15 protein-coding genes are annotated in these 15336 nt (G+C 73.5%); 11 read left to right on the forward strand and 4 right to left on the reverse strand.

Annotated elements, in window-relative coordinates:
* Nucleotides 1-252 precede the first annotated feature (252 nt).
* From pdhA to NRK68_RS17420, 7 genes are all read left to right on the forward strand, one after another.
* The gene (gene pdhA, locus NRK68_RS17390) at nucleotides 253-1452 is read left to right on the forward strand and encodes a pyruvate dehydrogenase (acetyl-transferring) E1 component subunit alpha (protein ID WP_030956672.1); all 1200 of its coding nucleotides are present in this window, start codon (nucleotides 253-255) and stop codon (nucleotides 1450-1452) included.
* A 5-nt stretch (nucleotides 1453-1457) separates the two neighbouring features.
* The gene (locus tag NRK68_RS17395; RefSeq protein ID WP_183066440.1) at nucleotides 1458-2438 is read left to right on the forward strand and encodes an alpha-ketoacid dehydrogenase subunit beta; all 981 of its coding nucleotides are present in this window, start codon (nucleotides 1458-1460) and stop codon (nucleotides 2436-2438) included.
* A gap of 13 nt (nucleotides 2439-2451) precedes the next feature.
* The gene (locus tag NRK68_RS17400) at nucleotides 2452-3888 is read left to right on the forward strand and encodes a dihydrolipoamide acetyltransferase family protein (protein WP_257856165.1); all 1437 of its coding nucleotides are present in this window, start codon (nucleotides 2452-2454) and stop codon (nucleotides 3886-3888) included.
* Nucleotides 3889-4006: 118 nt separating this feature from the next.
* Entirely contained in the window at nucleotides 4007-4942 is a 936-nt protein-coding gene (locus NRK68_RS17405) for a GNAT family N-acetyltransferase (RefSeq protein WP_183066442.1), read from the forward strand.
* On the forward strand, nucleotides 4939-5424 hold the full coding sequence (locus tag NRK68_RS17410; RefSeq protein ID WP_183066443.1) for a hypothetical protein: 486 nt from the start codon (nucleotides 4939-4941) through the stop codon (nucleotides 5422-5424). Before NRK68_RS17405 ends, NRK68_RS17410 begins: the two co-directional genes overlap by 4 nt.
* Nucleotides 5424-5816, forward strand: coding sequence for an Imm50 family immunity protein (locus NRK68_RS17415; protein WP_257856166.1), 393 nt, complete (start codon nucleotides 5424-5426; stop codon nucleotides 5814-5816). Before NRK68_RS17410 ends, NRK68_RS17415 begins: the two co-directional genes overlap by 1 nt.
* Before the next feature lie 52 nt (nucleotides 5817-5868).
* The gene (locus NRK68_RS17420) at nucleotides 5869-6633 is read left to right on the forward strand and encodes a hypothetical protein (protein ID WP_257856167.1); all 765 of its coding nucleotides are present in this window, start codon (nucleotides 5869-5871) and stop codon (nucleotides 6631-6633) included.
* A 36-nt stretch (nucleotides 6634-6669) separates the two neighbouring features.
* Here the strand turns inward: NRK68_RS17420 and NRK68_RS17425 are convergent, their stop codons facing one another.
* Together NRK68_RS17425 and NRK68_RS17430 are read right to left on the reverse strand one after the other, a co-directional pair.
* The gene (locus NRK68_RS17425; RefSeq protein WP_183066446.1) at nucleotides 6670-7086 is read right to left on the reverse strand and encodes a PPOX class F420-dependent oxidoreductase; all 417 of its coding nucleotides are present in this window, start codon (nucleotides 7084-7086) and stop codon (nucleotides 6670-6672) included.
* A 60-nt stretch (nucleotides 7087-7146) separates the two neighbouring features.
* Nucleotides 7147-8403, reverse strand: a complete 1257-nt coding sequence (locus NRK68_RS17430; protein ID WP_183066447.1) for a DUF1266 domain-containing protein — start codon at nucleotides 8401-8403, stop codon at nucleotides 7147-7149.
* 218 nt (nucleotides 8404-8621) lie between these two features.
* Between NRK68_RS17430 and NRK68_RS17435 the strand changes: the two genes are divergently transcribed.
* The gene (locus tag NRK68_RS17435) at nucleotides 8622-10496 is read left to right on the forward strand and encodes a C1 family peptidase (RefSeq protein ID WP_257856169.1); all 1875 of its coding nucleotides are present in this window, start codon (nucleotides 8622-8624) and stop codon (nucleotides 10494-10496) included.
* Between the two features lie 17 nt (nucleotides 10497-10513).
* Complete coding sequence (locus NRK68_RS17440) at nucleotides 10514-10858, forward strand: hypothetical protein (RefSeq protein ID WP_183066449.1); 345 nt, start codon at nucleotides 10514-10516, stop codon at nucleotides 10856-10858.
* Here NRK68_RS17440 and NRK68_RS17445 read toward each other — a convergent pair.
* Nucleotides 10830-12020, reverse strand: a complete 1191-nt coding sequence (locus NRK68_RS17445; RefSeq protein ID WP_183066450.1) for a DUF418 domain-containing protein — start codon at nucleotides 12018-12020, stop codon at nucleotides 10830-10832. The two genes, NRK68_RS17440 and NRK68_RS17445, sit on opposite strands and share 29 nt — an antisense overlap.
* A gap of 261 nt (nucleotides 12021-12281) precedes the next feature.
* On the opposite strand from NRK68_RS17445, the gene NRK68_RS17450 reads away from it, so the two are divergent.
* Entirely contained in the window at nucleotides 12282-12932 is a 651-nt protein-coding gene (locus NRK68_RS17450; protein ID WP_183066451.1) for a GntR family transcriptional regulator, read from the forward strand.
* A gap of 134 nt (nucleotides 12933-13066) precedes the next feature.
* Complete coding sequence (locus NRK68_RS17455; protein WP_310941952.1) at nucleotides 13067-14401, forward strand: MFS transporter; 1335 nt, start codon at nucleotides 13067-13069, stop codon at nucleotides 14399-14401.
* 88 nt (nucleotides 14402-14489) lie between these two features.
* Here NRK68_RS17455 and NRK68_RS17460 read toward each other — a convergent pair whose 3' ends face one another.
* Nucleotides 14490-15320: a maleylpyruvate isomerase family mycothiol-dependent enzyme gene (locus tag NRK68_RS17460; RefSeq protein WP_257856171.1), complete on the reverse strand. Its 831-nt coding sequence runs from the start codon at nucleotides 15318-15320 to the stop codon at nucleotides 14490-14492.
* Nucleotides 15321-15336: the final 16 nt, after the last annotated feature.

Here is a 15336-nt window from a genome sequence, read left to right on the forward strand (position 1 = left end):
CAAGGCTGTGACCAGTGGTTGTTCCCGCCGCTGCGGATTTACTTGGAAATCCAAGCAAAAACGCAGGTCAAACGGGGTTTCGCAGTTATGCGGCGCACTGGGTAACGTGCATTGCGCAGGGCACTCGCCGGGACGCCTGTCACGCCTGAATCCCGTACGCGACGCGCACCCACCCCGTGCGCTCGTTACGGATGCAGGTGAGCCGCACTGGACCCCGGAGAACCCGGGTGCCGGACCGACGGAGGAGCACAAGTGACCGTGGAGAGCACTGCCGCGCGCAAGCCGCGACGCAGCAGCGGCACCAAGCGGGCGGCAGGTGCGGCGAGCGCCGCCAAGCCCGCCGCTGCCACCGCGCAGACGCAGGACGCTGAACCTCAGCTCGTACAGCTGCTGACGCCCGAAGGGGACCGCGTCGACAACGCGGAGAACGCCGAGTTCGCCCCCTTCGTCGCAGACATCACCACCGAGGACCTGCGCGGCCTGTACCGCGACATGGTCATGACCCGCCGCTTCGACGGTGAGGCGACCGCCCTGCAGCGTCAGGGCGAGCTGGGCCTGTGGGCCTCGCTCCTCGGCCAGGAGGCCGCGCAGATCGGCTCCGGACGGGCGCTGAACGACGCGGACTACGTGTTCCCGACCTACCGTGAGCACGGTGTGGCCTGGTGCCGCGGGGTCGACCCGACCAACCTGCTCGGCATGTTCCGCGGTGTGAACCACGGCGGCTGGGACCCGAACCTGAACAACTTCCACCTCTACACGATCGTCATCGGCTCGCAGACGCTCCACGCGACCGGTTACGCGATGGGCGTGGCCAAGGACGGCGCCGACGCGGCCGTGATCGCCTACTTCGGCGACGGCGCGTCCAGCCAGGGCGACGTGATGGAGGCCTTCAACTTCTCCGCCGTCTACAACTCCCCCGTGGTGTTCTTCTGCCAGAACAACCAGTGGGCGATCTCCGAGCCGACCGAGCGCCAGATGCGCGTGCCGCTCTACCAGCGCGCGCAGGGCTTCGGCTTCCCCGGCGTCCGCGTCGACGGCAACGACGTGCTGGCCTGCCTGGCCGTGACCCGCTGGGCCCTGGACCGGGCGCGCCGCGGCGAGGGCCCGACCCTGGTCGAGGCGTTCACGTACCGCATGGGTGCGCACACCACCTCCGACGACCCGACGAAGTACCGGCGGGACGAGGAGCGGGCGGCCTGGGAGTCCAAGGACCCCATCCAGCGACTGAAGGCCCACCTGCTGGCCACCGGGGGCGCCGACGAGGCGTTCTTCGAGGAGCTGGAGGCCGAGAGCGAGGCCATGGGCAAGCGCGTGCGCGAGGCCGTGCGCGCCATGCCCGACCCGGACACCATGGCGATCTTCGAGAACGTCTACGCGGACGGGCACGCGCTCGTCGACGAGGAGCGCGCCCAGTTCGCCGCCTACCTCGCGTCCTTCGAGGGTGGGGAGTGACCACCATGGCCATCGAGAAGATGTCGATCGCGAAGGCGCTCAACGAGTCGCTGCGCAAGGCCCTGGAGCAGGACCCGAAGGTCCTGATCATGGGTGAGGACGTCGGCAAGCTGGGCGGTGTCTTCCGGATCACCGACGGTCTGCAGAAGGACTTCGGCGAGGAGCGGGTCATCGACACCCCGCTCGCCGAGTCGGGCATCGTCGGTACCGCGATCGGCCTGGCCCTGCGCGGCTACCGGCCGGTCGTGGAGATCCAGTTCGACGGTTTCGTCTTCCCCGCGTACGACCAGATCGTCACGCAGCTCGCGAAGATGCACGCGCGCGCCCTGGGCAAGATCAAGCTGCCGGTCGTCGTGCGCATCCCCTACGGCGGCGCCATCGGCGCGGTCGAGCACCACTCGGAGTCCCCGGAGGCGCTCTTCGCGCACGTCGCGGGCCTGAAGGTGGTCTCCCCGTCGAACGCCTCCGACGCCTACTGGATGCTCCAGCAGGCGATCCTCAGCGACGACCCGGTGATCTTCTTCGAGCCGAAGCGCCGCTACTGGGACAAGGGCGAGGTCGACACCGAGGCCATCCCCGGCGAGCTGCACAAGTCGCGCGTGGTGCGCGAGGGCGCCGACCTCACCCTGGCCGCCTACGGCCCGATGGTGAAGGTCTGCCTGGAGGCGGCGGCCGCGGCCGCCGAGGAGGGCAAGTCGGTCGAGGTCCTGGACCTGCGCTCGATGTCCCCGGTCGACTTCGACGGGATCCAGGCGTCGGTGGAGAGGACCCGCCGGCTCGTGGTCGTCCACGAGGCGCCGGTCTTCCTCGGCGTGGGCTCGGAGATCGCCGCCCGCATCACGGAGCGGTGCTTCTACCACCTGGAGGCGCCGGTACTGCGCGTGGGCGGTTTCCACGCCCCGTACCCGCCGGCCCGCCTGGAGGACGAGTACCTGCCGGGCCTGGACCGGGTGCTCGACGCCGTCGACCGTTCGCTGGCGTACTGAGGAGCCACGTTCCATGACCATCCGCGAATTCAAGATGCCCGACGTGGGCGAGGGCCTCACCGAGGCCGAGATCCTCAAGTGGTACGTCCAGCCCGGTGACACGGTCACCGACGGCCAGGTCGTCTGCGAGGTCGAGACGGCCAAGGCCGCCGTCGAGCTGCCGATCCCGTTCGACGGCACCGTGCACGCGCTCCTCTTCGAGGAGGGCACCACGGTCGACGTCGGCCAGGTGATCATCTCGGTGCAGACCGCCGGCGCCGCCGCCGACGCCCCGGTCCAGGAGGCCTCCGCGCCCGTCGCCGAGGCCGCCCCGGCTCCGGCTCCGGCCGCCGAGGAGCCCGTCGCCGAGGCCCGCCAGCCCGTGCTGGTCGGCTACGGCGTCTCCACCGCCTCCACCAAGCGCCGCCCGCGCAAGGCCCCGGCGGGCACGGCCGCGCAGAACGGCACGGCGGCTCCCGCCGCCGCTCCGGCCGCCGCGCCGGTGCTCCCCGCGGTCCCGGCGCAGCCGGGCGGTGAGCGCCCGCTGGCCAAGCCGCCGGTGCGCAAGCTCGCCAAGGACCTCGGCATCGACCTGGCCTCGGTGGTGCCCACCGGTGACGGCGGGGTCGTGACCCGGGAGGACGTCCACGCGGCGGCCGCCGCGGCGATCGCCCCGCAGGCCGCGCCCGCGGCGGCGGCGCCCGTCGCGCCGCAGGCCCAGACCCCGGCCCCGGTGGCCGAGGCCGCCGCCCCGGCGGTCGAGCCGTCGGCGCGGGAGACCCGTATCCCGGTCAAGGGCGTCCGCAAGGTCACCGCCCAGGCCATGGTCGGCTCGGCCTTCACCGCGCCGCACGTGACCGAGTTCATCACCCTCGACGTGACCCGCACGATGAAGCTGGTCCAGGAGCTCAAGGACGACCCGGACCTCGCGGGCTTGCGGATCAATCCGCTGCTCCTGATCGCGAAGGCCGTCCTGGTCGCCATCCGCCGCAACCCGGACGTCAACGCGTCCTGGGACGAGGCGGCCCAGGAGATCGTCCTCAAGCACTACGTCAACCTGGGTATCGCGGCGGCCACCCCGCGCGGGCTGATCGTCCCGAACATCAAGGACGCGCACGCCAAGACCCTGGGCGAGCTGTCGGAGTCCCTGTCCTCGCTGGTCGCCACGGCCCGCGACGGCAAGACCTCCCCGGCCGACATGCAGAACGGCACGATCACCATCACCAACGTCGGCGTCTTCGGCGTCGACACCGGTACGCCCATCCTGAACCCGGGCGAGTCCGCGATCCTCGCGGTCGGCGCGATCAAGCTCCAGCCGTGGGTCCACAAGGGCAAGGTCAAGCCCCGCCAGGTCACCACGCTGGCGCTGTCGTTCGACCACCGTCTCATCGACGGCGAGCTCGGCTCCAAGTTCCTCGCCGACATCGCGGCGGTCCTGGAACACCCGCGCCGGCTGATCACCTGGTCGTAGCGGACACGCGTACGCGGCACGACACCGATGGCCGGTCTCCCCCGAAGAGACCGGCCATCGGCCGTTCCCGCGGGGGAAAACCCTGGCCGGCGCCCTCGAGCCGTGTGATCATCTGCGGATGATCTTCCGTGCCGCCACCGCAGGCCCCGCAGACCTGGACCGCGCCGTCGCCCATCCGGCCGACGGCCCCGTCCCCGCCCTGACCGCCGAGAGGATCCGCGAGGAGCTCGCCGCGAACCGGATCCGCCCGGAGTGGATCCGGACCGCCGAGGACGAGGACGGGCGGATCCTGGCCCGCGCCGTCTGGTGGGGCCGGGCCGACAGCGAGCAGCCGATCGCGCTCGACTGCCTCCAGGTCGCGGCCGGGGTGGCCGACCCGGCCGGGGTCGCCGCCGGGCTGCTGGACGCCGGCCACACCGCCTTCGGCGGGATACCCGGCTACAACATCTCCCTGCCCCGCGGCTGGCGGGACGACCCGGAGTTGGCCGCGGCGGTCGCCTGGCGCCGGGAGGCCGCCCACCGGACCGGGCTGACCCGCGAGATCGAGCGGCTGCGCTACGAGTGGACGCCGGCCGCCGGGACGGCGGAGCCCACCGGCCGGCTGGTCTTCCGCGAGGGCACCGACGAGGAGATGCTGGACGCGTTCGCCCGGCTCTCCCACGGCAGCCTCGACCTGGCCACGCAGCACGAGCTGGAGCTGATGGACGCCGAGCAGCTGGCCCGCGAGGACTTCGACTTCTACCTCGGATGCCCCGGCGAGCGCTCCTGGTGGCGCCTGGCCCACCTGCCCGACGGCCGCCTCGCCGGTCTGGCCGTGCCCTCGGCGACCCCGTACCACCGCAACGTCGGCTACCTGGGCGTCGTACCGGAGCAGCGCGGCCGGGGCCTGATCGACGAGGTCCTCGCCGAGATCACCCGATTCCACGCGGCGGCGGGCGCCGAGCGCATCACCGCGACCACGGACACCGTGAACCTGCCGATGGCCGCCGCCTTCGACCGCGCCGGCTACCAGGTCACCGAGATCCGCCTGGTGCTGGAAGCGCCCGAGCGGTGAACTGGGCCGACCTCGTCCCCGGCCCCCCGGCCCTCGCGCCGTACTACGACGAGGTGCCCGCGCTGACGGGCGTCCGGCTGAGGTCGGTGCACGCGGACGGCTGGGGCTCGGGGGTCGTCCTGCGGCTGGACCTGCCGAGGTTCCCCGACCGCTGGGACGGCGGCCCCGGGGACACGCTCCAGTGCCGGATCGGCTTCGGCCACGTCGAGGACTTCGTGATGGAGGGCTGGCGGCCGCCGGTGACGGCGGACGTCCGGCTCACCGCGCTGCCCCGCAACCGGCTGGCCGTCCGCGTCACCGGGCCCGGCACCGAGGTGTCCTTCACCACGGTCGCCTCGCTGTCGCTGGGCGGCATCGGCGTCTTCACGCGCGACGCCGACGGCGGGGACGGCGGGCCGCGCAGCCACCTCCGGCCGGTCCTCGACCGGCTGTACCCGGTGCTGCCGCCGACCCACGTCAACGCCTTCTACGAAAGGGCCTGATGAGCCGCGCACCCTGGCCCGAACTGGCGGCGCTCTACGACACTCCGCCCGAGCTGTCCGGCTGCCCCCTGTACTACGTGCACGTCGACGAGCGGGACACCTCCGTCACCCTCGGCTTCGAGACCGGGCGGCTGCCCGACCGCCCCGAGCCGCAATGGTCGCGCGGTGCCTACAACACCCTGCGCTTCTTCGTCGTGTTCACGGGCGTGGAGGACCTGCGCATGACGGGTCTCGCCGCCGGCCACCCCGACGGCGGCGACCTCGTACGCCTCGACGCGGGCGGCGGCGGGCGCCTGCGGGTCTCGGTGACCGGCCCGAGCCGCAGCCTGAGCTTCTCGGCCGCCGCCTCCGCCGTCACCCGCACCCGCGTCTGCCTCCAGGGCTCCTTGTGAGCACGGCCCGCACCCCCGGGAGGTAACCTGCCGCCCGGGGAAGGGGGCCGGGGTGTCCATCGCCGAACTGCAGGTCTACTCGGTCGAGGAGGCCGACGTCACGGGTGGCGTGTGCGTGGTGCGCTGCATCGGCGGCACGGCCCGCACCGGGCAGGTCTACGCCGTCGGCGAGTCGCGGATGGGACTGCGCCGCATCGAGCGGTACGGACGGGCCGTCGGCTCCTTCGACGCCGGACACACCGCGCAGGTCCACTTCACGGGCGCCATGGTCGCGCTGCTCTCCCGCGGGCAGGTGCTGACCTCGGTGCCGCCCGACGGGCACTCGCTGGAGGACCTGGAGGCCTGGCTGGCCACCACCCCGCCGCTGAACGACGAACCCCACCCGCGGACCCTGCGGGTCCTGGCCGGCGTGCGGATGCGCGACGAGCGGCTGCCGGACGAGGTCCGGCTGCGCTGGGGCCGGGTCGCCCTGACGGCCACCCACCGCTGCGCGGCGGCCGAAGCCATGCCGGAACTGGTCAGGGCGCCCGAACTTGCCTGCGTACAGGGCTATTTGATCCAGCAGTTCGGCCCGGACCGCGGCGGCGACCCGGCGGCCCTGTGCCGGGAGCTGCTCGCGCTGATCGACCTGGCCCCGGCGCAGGCGGCGGCGCAGGGCAGCGTCTGGCGCGACCTCCCGCACCACCGCATCCGGCACCTGCGCCGCATCAAGTCCCTGATCCCCTGGCTGACGGCCGTCCGCCCCCACCTCGCGGACGACGACCCGCTGTCGGCCTCGGTCGACGCCTGGACACAGGTCAGGGCCCTCCTGCCCTAGGGGATGTCCGGCGCATCAGGGCCGGGCCCGGGGGGCTCAGTCCTGGCGGGCGGCGTTGCCGAGGACCTTGGTCGGGGTGATACGGACGACCACGCGGACGTCCTCGGCCGGGGCGTCCTGGTATTCCTTGCCGGCGCCCGGGCCCATGTACTCCTCGGCGATCCGGACGGCCACCGCCCGGCCGACGTCCTCGGTGACCGTGGCCGTGCCGCGGATCTCGGCGTAGAGGAAGGGGTTGGCCAGGTCGAAGACGGTCAGGCCGACCCGGCCGTCGCGGACGATGTTGCGCTCCTTGCGGCGGCCCTGCTCGGTGGAGATCAGCAGGTCGCCGCCGTCGCGGGTCACCCAGATCACCGAACTCTGCGGGCTCCCGTCGGGGTTGATGGTCGACAGGACGGCGGGGTGCGGCGCGTCGAGCAGGCCTCGCACGGTTTCGTTCAGCTCAACAGTCATGAAACAGAGCGTAGTTGCGGGGTGGTGCGGGCCGCGGTCGGATTCCGGCCCGGCCGCCGACTACCCGAGGTCGGTTCCGGAGCCGGTCCCCGAGGCCGGTCCCGAGGCCGGGCACTTCCAAGGGATGTTGCGCCACGGGCTGGCGGGGTCGGTGGTCAGCGTGACGTGGGCGGCGAGGGCGCCCGTGTACCAGGTGCCGAACTCCTCCTCGTCGAAGTGCAGGCACCGGCCGAGCACGTACCCGGCGGAGAACTCCTCCCACGAGCGGTACGTGCCGCGGGCCGACTCCCCGGCACGCAGCACGGCCTTCTCCGCCTCGTGCAGGGTGCCGTAGCGGCAGCCGATGCCCCAGCGGGCCATCTGGGAGGCGCGGCCGAGGTCCCAGGCCTCGACGGAGCGGACCCAGCCGTCCTCGGGGAGCAGTCCGTCGGCCCGGAAACGCTGTTCGTAGCGGGCTATCCGGCCGATGAGGCGTTTGACGCCGGCTATCTCCCCCTCGACCTCGGCGGCCGGGCGCGGCCGGGCGACGGTGACCCCGTCGGGGGTGAGCTGCGGCTCGGCGGCGCGTTCGGCGTTGCGGCGCATGCTCGCCTCGGCGGCGTGCCGCCAGTGCTCCACGTCCACCGGTCCCGCGAAGTCCGAGGCGAGGACGCGGCGGACGCGCAGCGCGAACTCCCAGACGGGGCTGACCACCGTGGTGTTCAGGAGCTCTTCGAGCGTGGCGAGCCAGTCGGCCCGGTCGGTGATGCCCCAGCTCTTCGCGACCCGGCGGCGCTCGTGCTGGTAGCCGCTGCCGTGGTAGGCGAGGGCGTTCCAGAACTCGCCGTTGGTGACGGCGAGATGCGCGCCGACGGCGAGGCCGTGGGCGATGTCCCCGTGCAGGGGCCCGCCGGTGAAGAGGGCGTGGACCTTGCCGCCGGGCAGGCCGTAGCAGGGCGCGGCGTCCGCGTGCGCGCGCCAGCGGGCCAGGTCGGCGGGGGTGGTGGTCAGGTAGGCCTCGGCGGGGGAGCCCGGGTTCACGGCGAGGAAGGCGGGATCGCCGGCGGCCCACACCGTGGAGAACCAGCCCAGGCTGCGGGACTCGAAGACCGTCTCGGGAGTGGGCGCGGGCAGCATGCCGGCGGTGCGGACGACGATCATGCGGTCCGGGGTGGGGTGGAAGAAGACCGAGCCGGGGTGGGCGTCGGACTGCACCCGGGGCTGCACCAGGTAGAGCTGGGCGCGGGCGAGCACATCGAAGTACGCGGCCCAGTCGCCGGCGTTCTTGGCCTCGTACAGCTCTCTCTCGATGACGCTCGGCGCGATCCAGGTGCCCATACGGGGACCTTATACGGACCCCTCCCCGGCCGGACCGGGCCCGTTCCGGCTCCCTTGGAGGCGGGTCCGGGTGGGGGTGGGGGCACGCTCCCCTTGTGCCACCGCGCGACCGTGCGGACCCCCTTGACGGCCTCCGGCGGCGGAGGGACGCTCCCCGGATCTCTGATCCGAACGGTTGCAGCCGGGGGGCCGTCATGCCGCAGGAGTCTGTTCAATCGGTGGGGGAGTTGCGTGCGCAGCTGATCGCGCGGGGGGCGCGCTGGTCGGTGCTGGAGCACCTGGCTGACGACGAGCCGGTACCGCGGCCCTCGCTCGGTCTGGAGCCCGGGGCGAACCTGACGCCCGCCGGGGCCGTGGGCCCGGTCGACCTGCCGGGGCTCATCGGGCACCCCAGCGGCAACCCGCACCTCACCCGGCGGCGGGCCGCCCACGGCCTGCTGGCCGCCACGCCGCGGACGCCGTCGGCGGGGGCCCGGCCGGCCGCCGTGGACTGGCGCAACCGCTGGGGCTGGCCGTGGATCACCAAGGTGAAGGACCAGAACCCGTGCGGTTCCTGCTGGGCCTTCGGAGCCGCCGGCCTGGTGGAGTCCATGGCCCGCATCGAGCACGACGTGTGGGCGGAGCGCTCCGAGGGGGACGTCCACGACGGTCTGCGCTTCAGCTGCGGCCAGGGCAGCAACCCGGAGACCGCCCTCGACTGGATCACGGCGAACGGCGGTCTCGCCGACCCGGACTGCTGGCCGTACAGCATCCCGCCGGCCGGGCTGCCGGCCGCCCGCCGCGACGCCTGGCGCGCCGAGTACACGCCCAGCTGGGACCGTTCCGGCCGGACCGTCAGGGTCACCGACTACGTCCGGCTCGGCGATGTCGAGCAGCAGAAGGTGTGGCTGGACACGGTCGGCCCGCTGACGGCCTGTTTCGACGTCTACGACGACTTCTTCGGCCTCGGCTCCGGCGTCTACCACCGTACGAGCGACCGTCTCGCGGGCGGCCACTGCGTCCTGGTCGTCGGCTACGACGACGCGGCGGGCTGCTGGCTGTTCAAGAACTCCTGGGGCACCGGCTACCACGTCGGCGGCTACGGCCGGATCGCCTACGGCGAGGTCAACATCGACTACTGGGCCAAGTGCGGACTGCGCGGCACCAACCCCGACCCGTGGACCAAGCGCCGCCTGCACACCGGCAACGTCTACGAGAGCGGCAACGGCCGTGCCCACCGCAACTTCGAGCTCCTCGCCACCACCACGGGCGCCCGCCTCCAGCACTGGTGGCGCGAGGGCGACGCGCCCTTCGCGTGGGCCCGCGCGCGCACCTTCGCCCACGACGCCTCCGGCCAGCCGGCCTTCACCGGGACCACCTACAACCGCAACATGGAGTCCCTGCACGTGACCACGGGCGGCCGGCTGCGCCACTGGTACTACGAGCAGTCCGCCGGAGTGTGGCGCGACGGCGGTGCCTTCGGCCCGGGGGACGCCGCGATCGGGTCCACCCCGGCGTTCATCCAGAGCGACTACGGCAAGCCCGGCAACTTCGAGGTGGTGGTCCGCACCGCCGACGGGCGCCTGAACCACTGGTGGCGGATCAACGGCGCCCCCTGGACCTGGAACGACGGCGGCCGGTTCGCCTCCGGCATCGCCCACTACGGCCCCGCGCTCGTCCAGACCCGCGCGCGCCACCTCGACCTCGTCGCCGCCCGGACCGACGGCCGCATGCAGCTGTGGTGGCGCGACGACCCGAACGGCTTCGTCTGGCGCGCCGGGGAGGTCTTCGGCAGCGGTACGCCCGCCATCTGCGCGCCCTGCCTGATCGAGGGGCAGTACGGGGCCGCCGACGAGGACACCGCCGGGAACTACGAGCTGTGCGTGGCGGTGGCCGGAGGGCAGGTGGAGCACTGGTGGCGCGGCAACGCGGGCGGCTCCCCGTGGCGGCGCAGCGCGGTCTTCGGCCACGACGTCGCCGCGGTCACCGGGATGCTCCAGGGCAGCTTCGGGTTCAACCTGGAAGTCGTCGTCCTGCGCACCGACCGCCGCCTCCAGCACTACTGGCGCGACGGCGCGGGCTGGCACGAAGGGCCGGTGATCGGCCCCGTCTGAGAGGACCGGGGGCGGCCGTGGAGGTACGCAGGGTCGTGCTGAGTCCCGGTGAGACGTACGCGGTGCGGCTCACCGGACGGGGCGCGCGCGGGTACGTGTGGACCTGGCGGGTCACGGGGGACGCGGACCTGGTGTCGGTGGCGCCGGGGCCGTGGCCGGCCGCCCCCGGCGCCGCTCCGGGCGCCGCGGTGGAGCTGCGCTACGTCGTCAGGGCCCGGCCCCCGGGCGGGGGCCGGGCCAGGATCCGCTTCGCGCAGGTACGGCCGCCCTACCCGGACGAGGCGCCGTACGACGAGTACGTGCTGGACGTCGAGGTCACGCCGGGCGGCGGGGTCACGCCGGGGAGCGGCGGCGCGGGCTGAGGACCTTGTGCTGCACGGCCTCCAGGGGGCCGCGGTCGAAGCGGCGCAGCCACAGCCGGGACCCGGCGGCCAGCACCAGGCCGACGCCCGCCCACAGGCCCATCACCCACCAGGGGCCGCTGCCGCCGAGCCGGTCGGCGAGGCCCAGCCCGATGCCGTAGCAGAGCAGCATGCACAGCAGGTTCTGGGCGACGTAACAGGACAGCGCGGTGCGGCCGACGGAGCCGAGGGCGCGGGTCACGGTCGCCGGGATCCACAGCCGGTCCAGGGCCATGCCGATCAGGCCCAGGTAGCCGAGGGCGAGCAGCGGCGCGGCGCCGTAGCGGCCCAGGAGGAAGAAGTCGTCCCCGCCGAGGGTGGCCGCGGCGTTCAGCGGGAGCCCGAGGCCCAGGCCCCAGGCGGCCAGCCGGGTGCGGATGCGGCGGCCTTCGGCGGTGTCGGTGAAGGCGCCGGCGCGGTGCAGCCGTACGCCGAGGAGGAAGAGGAAGACCAGCAGTGCGAAGGAGAAGACGGGCTCGATGCGCAGGGCGACGGCGTTCTCCAGGCGGAAGGCGACCTGGGCCGGGTAACCGCCGCGGGCGTACAGCTCGACGGCGGCCGCCTCGGGCCCGTCCGGCGCGGAGTCGGCCGTGCCCGTCGCGGCCAGGGTCGCCAGGGCGACCAGCGACAGGTGCACGCCGGCGGCCGTCCACATGGCCGCGCGGCGCACCTTCTCCGAGCGGGCCAGCAGCCAGGCCACGAGCAGGGCGGTCACGGCGTACCCCATCAGCACGTCCCAGGCGAAGACGAGGACGAAGTGGACGGTGCCCTCGACGAAGAGGAAGGCGGCGCGCTTCGGGTAGCGGCCGGGCCACCGTTCGCCGCGGCGGGCGGCGGAGTCGTACTGGATGGCCAGGCCGACCCCGAAGAGCACCGTGAGCAGGGCGAGGAACTTGCCGTCGGCGAGGAAGCGGAAGACGGCTTCGGCGACGTTCGCCGCGGAGGGGTCCGCGATCGGGTCGGGTGCCCCCAGACCGCCCTGGAGCACGCTCCACTCCGAGCCGGGGGAGGCGAAGATCCAGACGTTGGTCATGAGGGTGCCGAGGATGGCGGCGCCGCGCAGGACGTCCAGCAGGGGGAGCCGGGTGGTCGTACGGACCACCGGGGCGAGTGTGTCGGCCATGACTTCAGGCTCCCGGCGCGCCGGGCCGGGTACGTCGTGCGGGCGGACGAAGGCGCGGTACATCCTTCGGTGCAGGCGGGCGCGGGCGAGGTCGGAGAAGCCCCGGGGGCGCCTCCTGCCACGGGACGACGACGCGGTGCGGCGGAGGTCCTGCCACGCGGGGCCGCCGGTCCGCGTCGTCCGCCCCGTCCGCCCCGTCCGCGTCGTCCACATCCCGGACCGGACCCCAGGTTGCACCTCTGTTGTATCTATGCTGTGCGCATGCCCGCCGCCACCAGCACCGCGACCGCCGCCGACCGCGTCTACAGCCACGTCAAGCACGGCGTGCTCGACCGGCGCTACGAGGGCGGCACCCTCCTCACCGAGGGCGAACTCGCCGCAGCGGTGGGGGTGTCGCGGACACCGGTCCGCGAGGCGCTGCTGCGCCTGGAGACCGAGGGGCTGCTGAAGCTGTACCCGAAGAAGGGCGCTTTGGTCCTGCCGGTCTCCGCGCAGGAGATCAACGACGTCCTGGAAACCAGGCTGCTGGTCGAGGAGTTCACCGTAGGCAGGGCCGTGCCGGCGCCGCCCGGTCTGCTGGACCGGCTCGAGGCGCTGCTCGGCGAACAGCGCCGGCACGCCGCCGCCGGCGACCTCGCCGCGATGATGGCCGCGGACCGCGGCTTCCACGCCGAGATCGTGCGCAGCGCCGGGAACCAGATCCTGTGCCGCCTCTACGACCAACTCCGGGACCGGCAGCTGCGGATGGGCGTGGCCCTGCTGCACGCCCACCCCGACCGGCTGGAGCGGACACTGGCCGAGCACGCCGAGATCCTGGACGCGCTGCGGGCCGGGGACGCCGTCGCGGCCGCCGCCGCGGTCCGCGGGCACATCGGCCGGGTCGAGTCGCTGGTGCGGGGGCCGGGCCTGTGAGCGCCGGGCCGAAGGGCCTCGCGCCGAAGGGCCCCGGGCCGACGGGCGCCGGGCCGACGGGCGCCACCGCGGCGGCCCGGGGCGCCGGGCCGGAGGATCCGCCGGGCGGCGGCAAGGCCGTCGCCGTCTGGTGCATCGGCGTCTCCGTCTACTTCGTGGCGGTGATCTTCCGCACCAGCCTGGGGGTCGCCGGTCTCGAAGCGGCGGACCGCTTCCACGTGGGTGCCTCCGCCCTCGCCACCTTCTCCCTGCTCCAGCTCCTGGTCTACGCGGGCATGCAGATCCCCGTCGGCCTGATGGTGGACCGGCTCGGCACCAAGAAGGTGCTGACGCTGGGCGCGGTGCTCTTCACCACCGGTCAGCTCGGCTTCGCGCTCTCCCCCTCCTACGAGATGGCGCTCGCCGCCCGCGCGCTGCTGGGCTGCGGCGACGCGATGACCTTCATATCCGTGCTGCGGCTCGGCACCCGCTGGTTCCCGGCCCGGCGCGGGCCGCTGATGGCCCAGCTGGCCGGGCTGGTCGGCATGGCGGGCAATCTCGTCTCCACGCTCGTCCTCGCGCCCGTGCTGCACGGGATCGGCTGGACCGCGGCCTTCGCCGGCAGCGCGGCGGCCGGGCTGGTGGTGCTGGTGCCGCTGGTGCTGTTCCTGCGCGACCACCCGGAGGGACAGGAGCCGGCGCCGCGGGCGCGGACCGGCGGTGCGGGCTTCGTGCGCCGCCAGATCAAGGAGTCCTGGAGCGAACCGGGCACCCGGCTCGGGCTGTGGGTGCACTTCACCACGCAGTTCCCCGCGATGGTGTTCCTGCTGCTGTGGGGCATGCCCTTCCTGATCGAGGCGCAGGGACTGACCCGGAGCACCGCGGGCGGGCTGCTGACGCTGGTCGTCGCCTCGAACATGGCGCTCGGGCTGGTCTACGGCCAGATCATCGGCCGCCGCCAGGCCGCGCGGATACCCCTCGCCCTGGGGACGGTCGGCCTCACGGCCCTGCTGTGGGGCGCGGTCCTCGCGTACCCGGGCGGACACGCCCCGATGTGGCTGCTGATCACCCTGTGCCTGGTGCTGGGCGGCTGCGGCCCCGCGTCGATGATCGGCTTCGACTTCGCCCGCCCGGCCAACCCTCCCGAACGTCAGGGGACCGCCTCCGGGATCACCAACATGGGCGGTTTCATCGCCTCCATGACCACCCTGCTGACGGTGGGCCTCCTGCTGGACGCCACCGGCGACGACTACCGCATCGCCTTCTCGGCGGTCTTCGTGCTCGAAGCGCTCGGCGTCAGCCGGATCCTCGGCCTGCGGCGGCGTGCACTGGCCCGCGAGGCCGACCGCGGCCGCGCCACGGCCCCGGGCGGGCCGGCCGCACCGGTGACCGGTGCGGCGGCCTCGCGGGTGCCCGGCCCGGGGACGCAGCCGCAGCCGCGCCCCACCGCGTGTCCCCTGCCGGGAACAGCGGGGCGCGAGACGCCGTAGCCGCCTCCGTCCGGAGCGGCGCCGGACCGGGCCCGCGCACGGCGTCACGGCGTGAAAGGGTCACGGGGTCACGGGGTGGGGCACAGGGTCACGGGGTGACGGAGAACTGCGTCAGGATCGCCTCCGCCAGCTGTGCGTCACCCTCCACCTTCACCCGGTCGGCGACCGTGTGCGCCCGTACCCGGCCCGCCGCGAGCCGGACGTACGTCTCCCAGTCCAGGGTCAGCGTCACCGCCGGGCCCAGCGACGGGGACTTGTCCACCGTGCCGCGGCCGTCCGCGTCCACCCGTACCGTCCGCATGAACTCCAGCTGACCGTGCACGTCGATCACCACCGCCGAGTTCGCCGGGGCCCCCGCGCGCTTCGCCACCACCTTCGGCAGCCCGGCCAGCAGGATGTCCTGCGCCACGTACGCGCCCGGTGAGTCCCAGTTCCCCGGCGTCCCCAGCGCCCACCGCAGGTCCTGCTCGTGGATCCACACGTCGAACGCCCTCAGCCGCAGCGCGTGTTCCAGGGTCACCTGGTCGCCCAGCGGCCCCCGCACCATGGTGTCCGGATCCCGCTTCTCGTTGCGCAGCTGCCGCGCGCGGCGGATGACGGTGTACTCCAGCTCCGAGGTCATCTCCGGTGCGGTGTGGTGGCGCCGCACGTCGACCTGCACCTCCATGTACCGGCTGAACTCGTCCACCACGTGTCGCAGGTCCCGGGCCACGGTGTGGATCGGCCGGGGGTCCCCGAGCTGCTCGCACTCGATGCCGATGATGTGGGAGACGACGTCACGGACCGACCAGCCCGGGCACGGCGTCGCCCGGTTCCACTCGCCCTCCGTCAGGGGGAGGACCAGCTCGGATATCGCCTCGATCGAGTGCGTCCACGCGTCGGCATAGGGCTGAAGACTGGGATGCGGATGGACGGTCAACGGGACCCCTCGCGGT

This window comes from Streptomyces yangpuensis, assembly GCF_024666385.1.
Classification (GTDB): domain Bacteria; phylum Actinomycetota; class Actinomycetes; order Streptomycetales; family Streptomycetaceae; genus Streptomyces; species Streptomyces yangpuensis.

Excerpts from the sequence above, each read along its gene's own strand:
- NRK68_RS17395 (WP_183066440.1), top strand. The coding sequence starts at position 1,458 with ATGGCCATCGAGAAGATGTCGATCGCGAAGGCGCTCAACGAGTCGCTG.
- NRK68_RS17450 (WP_183066451.1), top strand. The coding sequence starts at position 12,282 with ATGCCCGCCGCCACCAGCACCGCGACCGCCGCCGACCGCGTCTACAGC.
- NRK68_RS17445 (WP_183066450.1), bottom strand. The coding sequence starts at position 12,020 with ATGGCCGACACACTCGCCCCGGTGGTCCGTACGACCACCCGGCTCCCC.
- NRK68_RS17430 (WP_183066447.1), bottom strand. The coding sequence starts at position 8,403 with ATGGGCACCTGGATCGCGCCGAGCGTCATCGAGAGAGAGCTGTACGAG.
- NRK68_RS17425 (WP_183066446.1), bottom strand. The coding sequence starts at position 7,086 with ATGACTGTTGAGCTGAACGAAACCGTGCGAGGCCTGCTCGACGCGCCG.
- NRK68_RS17400 (WP_257856165.1), top strand. The coding sequence starts at position 2,452 with ATGACCATCCGCGAATTCAAGATGCCCGACGTGGGCGAGGGCCTCACC.
- NRK68_RS17415 (WP_257856166.1), top strand. The coding sequence starts at position 5,424 with ATGAGCCGCGCACCCTGGCCCGAACTGGCGGCGCTCTACGACACTCCG.
- NRK68_RS17405 (WP_183066442.1), top strand. The coding sequence starts at position 4,007 with ATGATCTTCCGTGCCGCCACCGCAGGCCCCGCAGACCTGGACCGCGCC.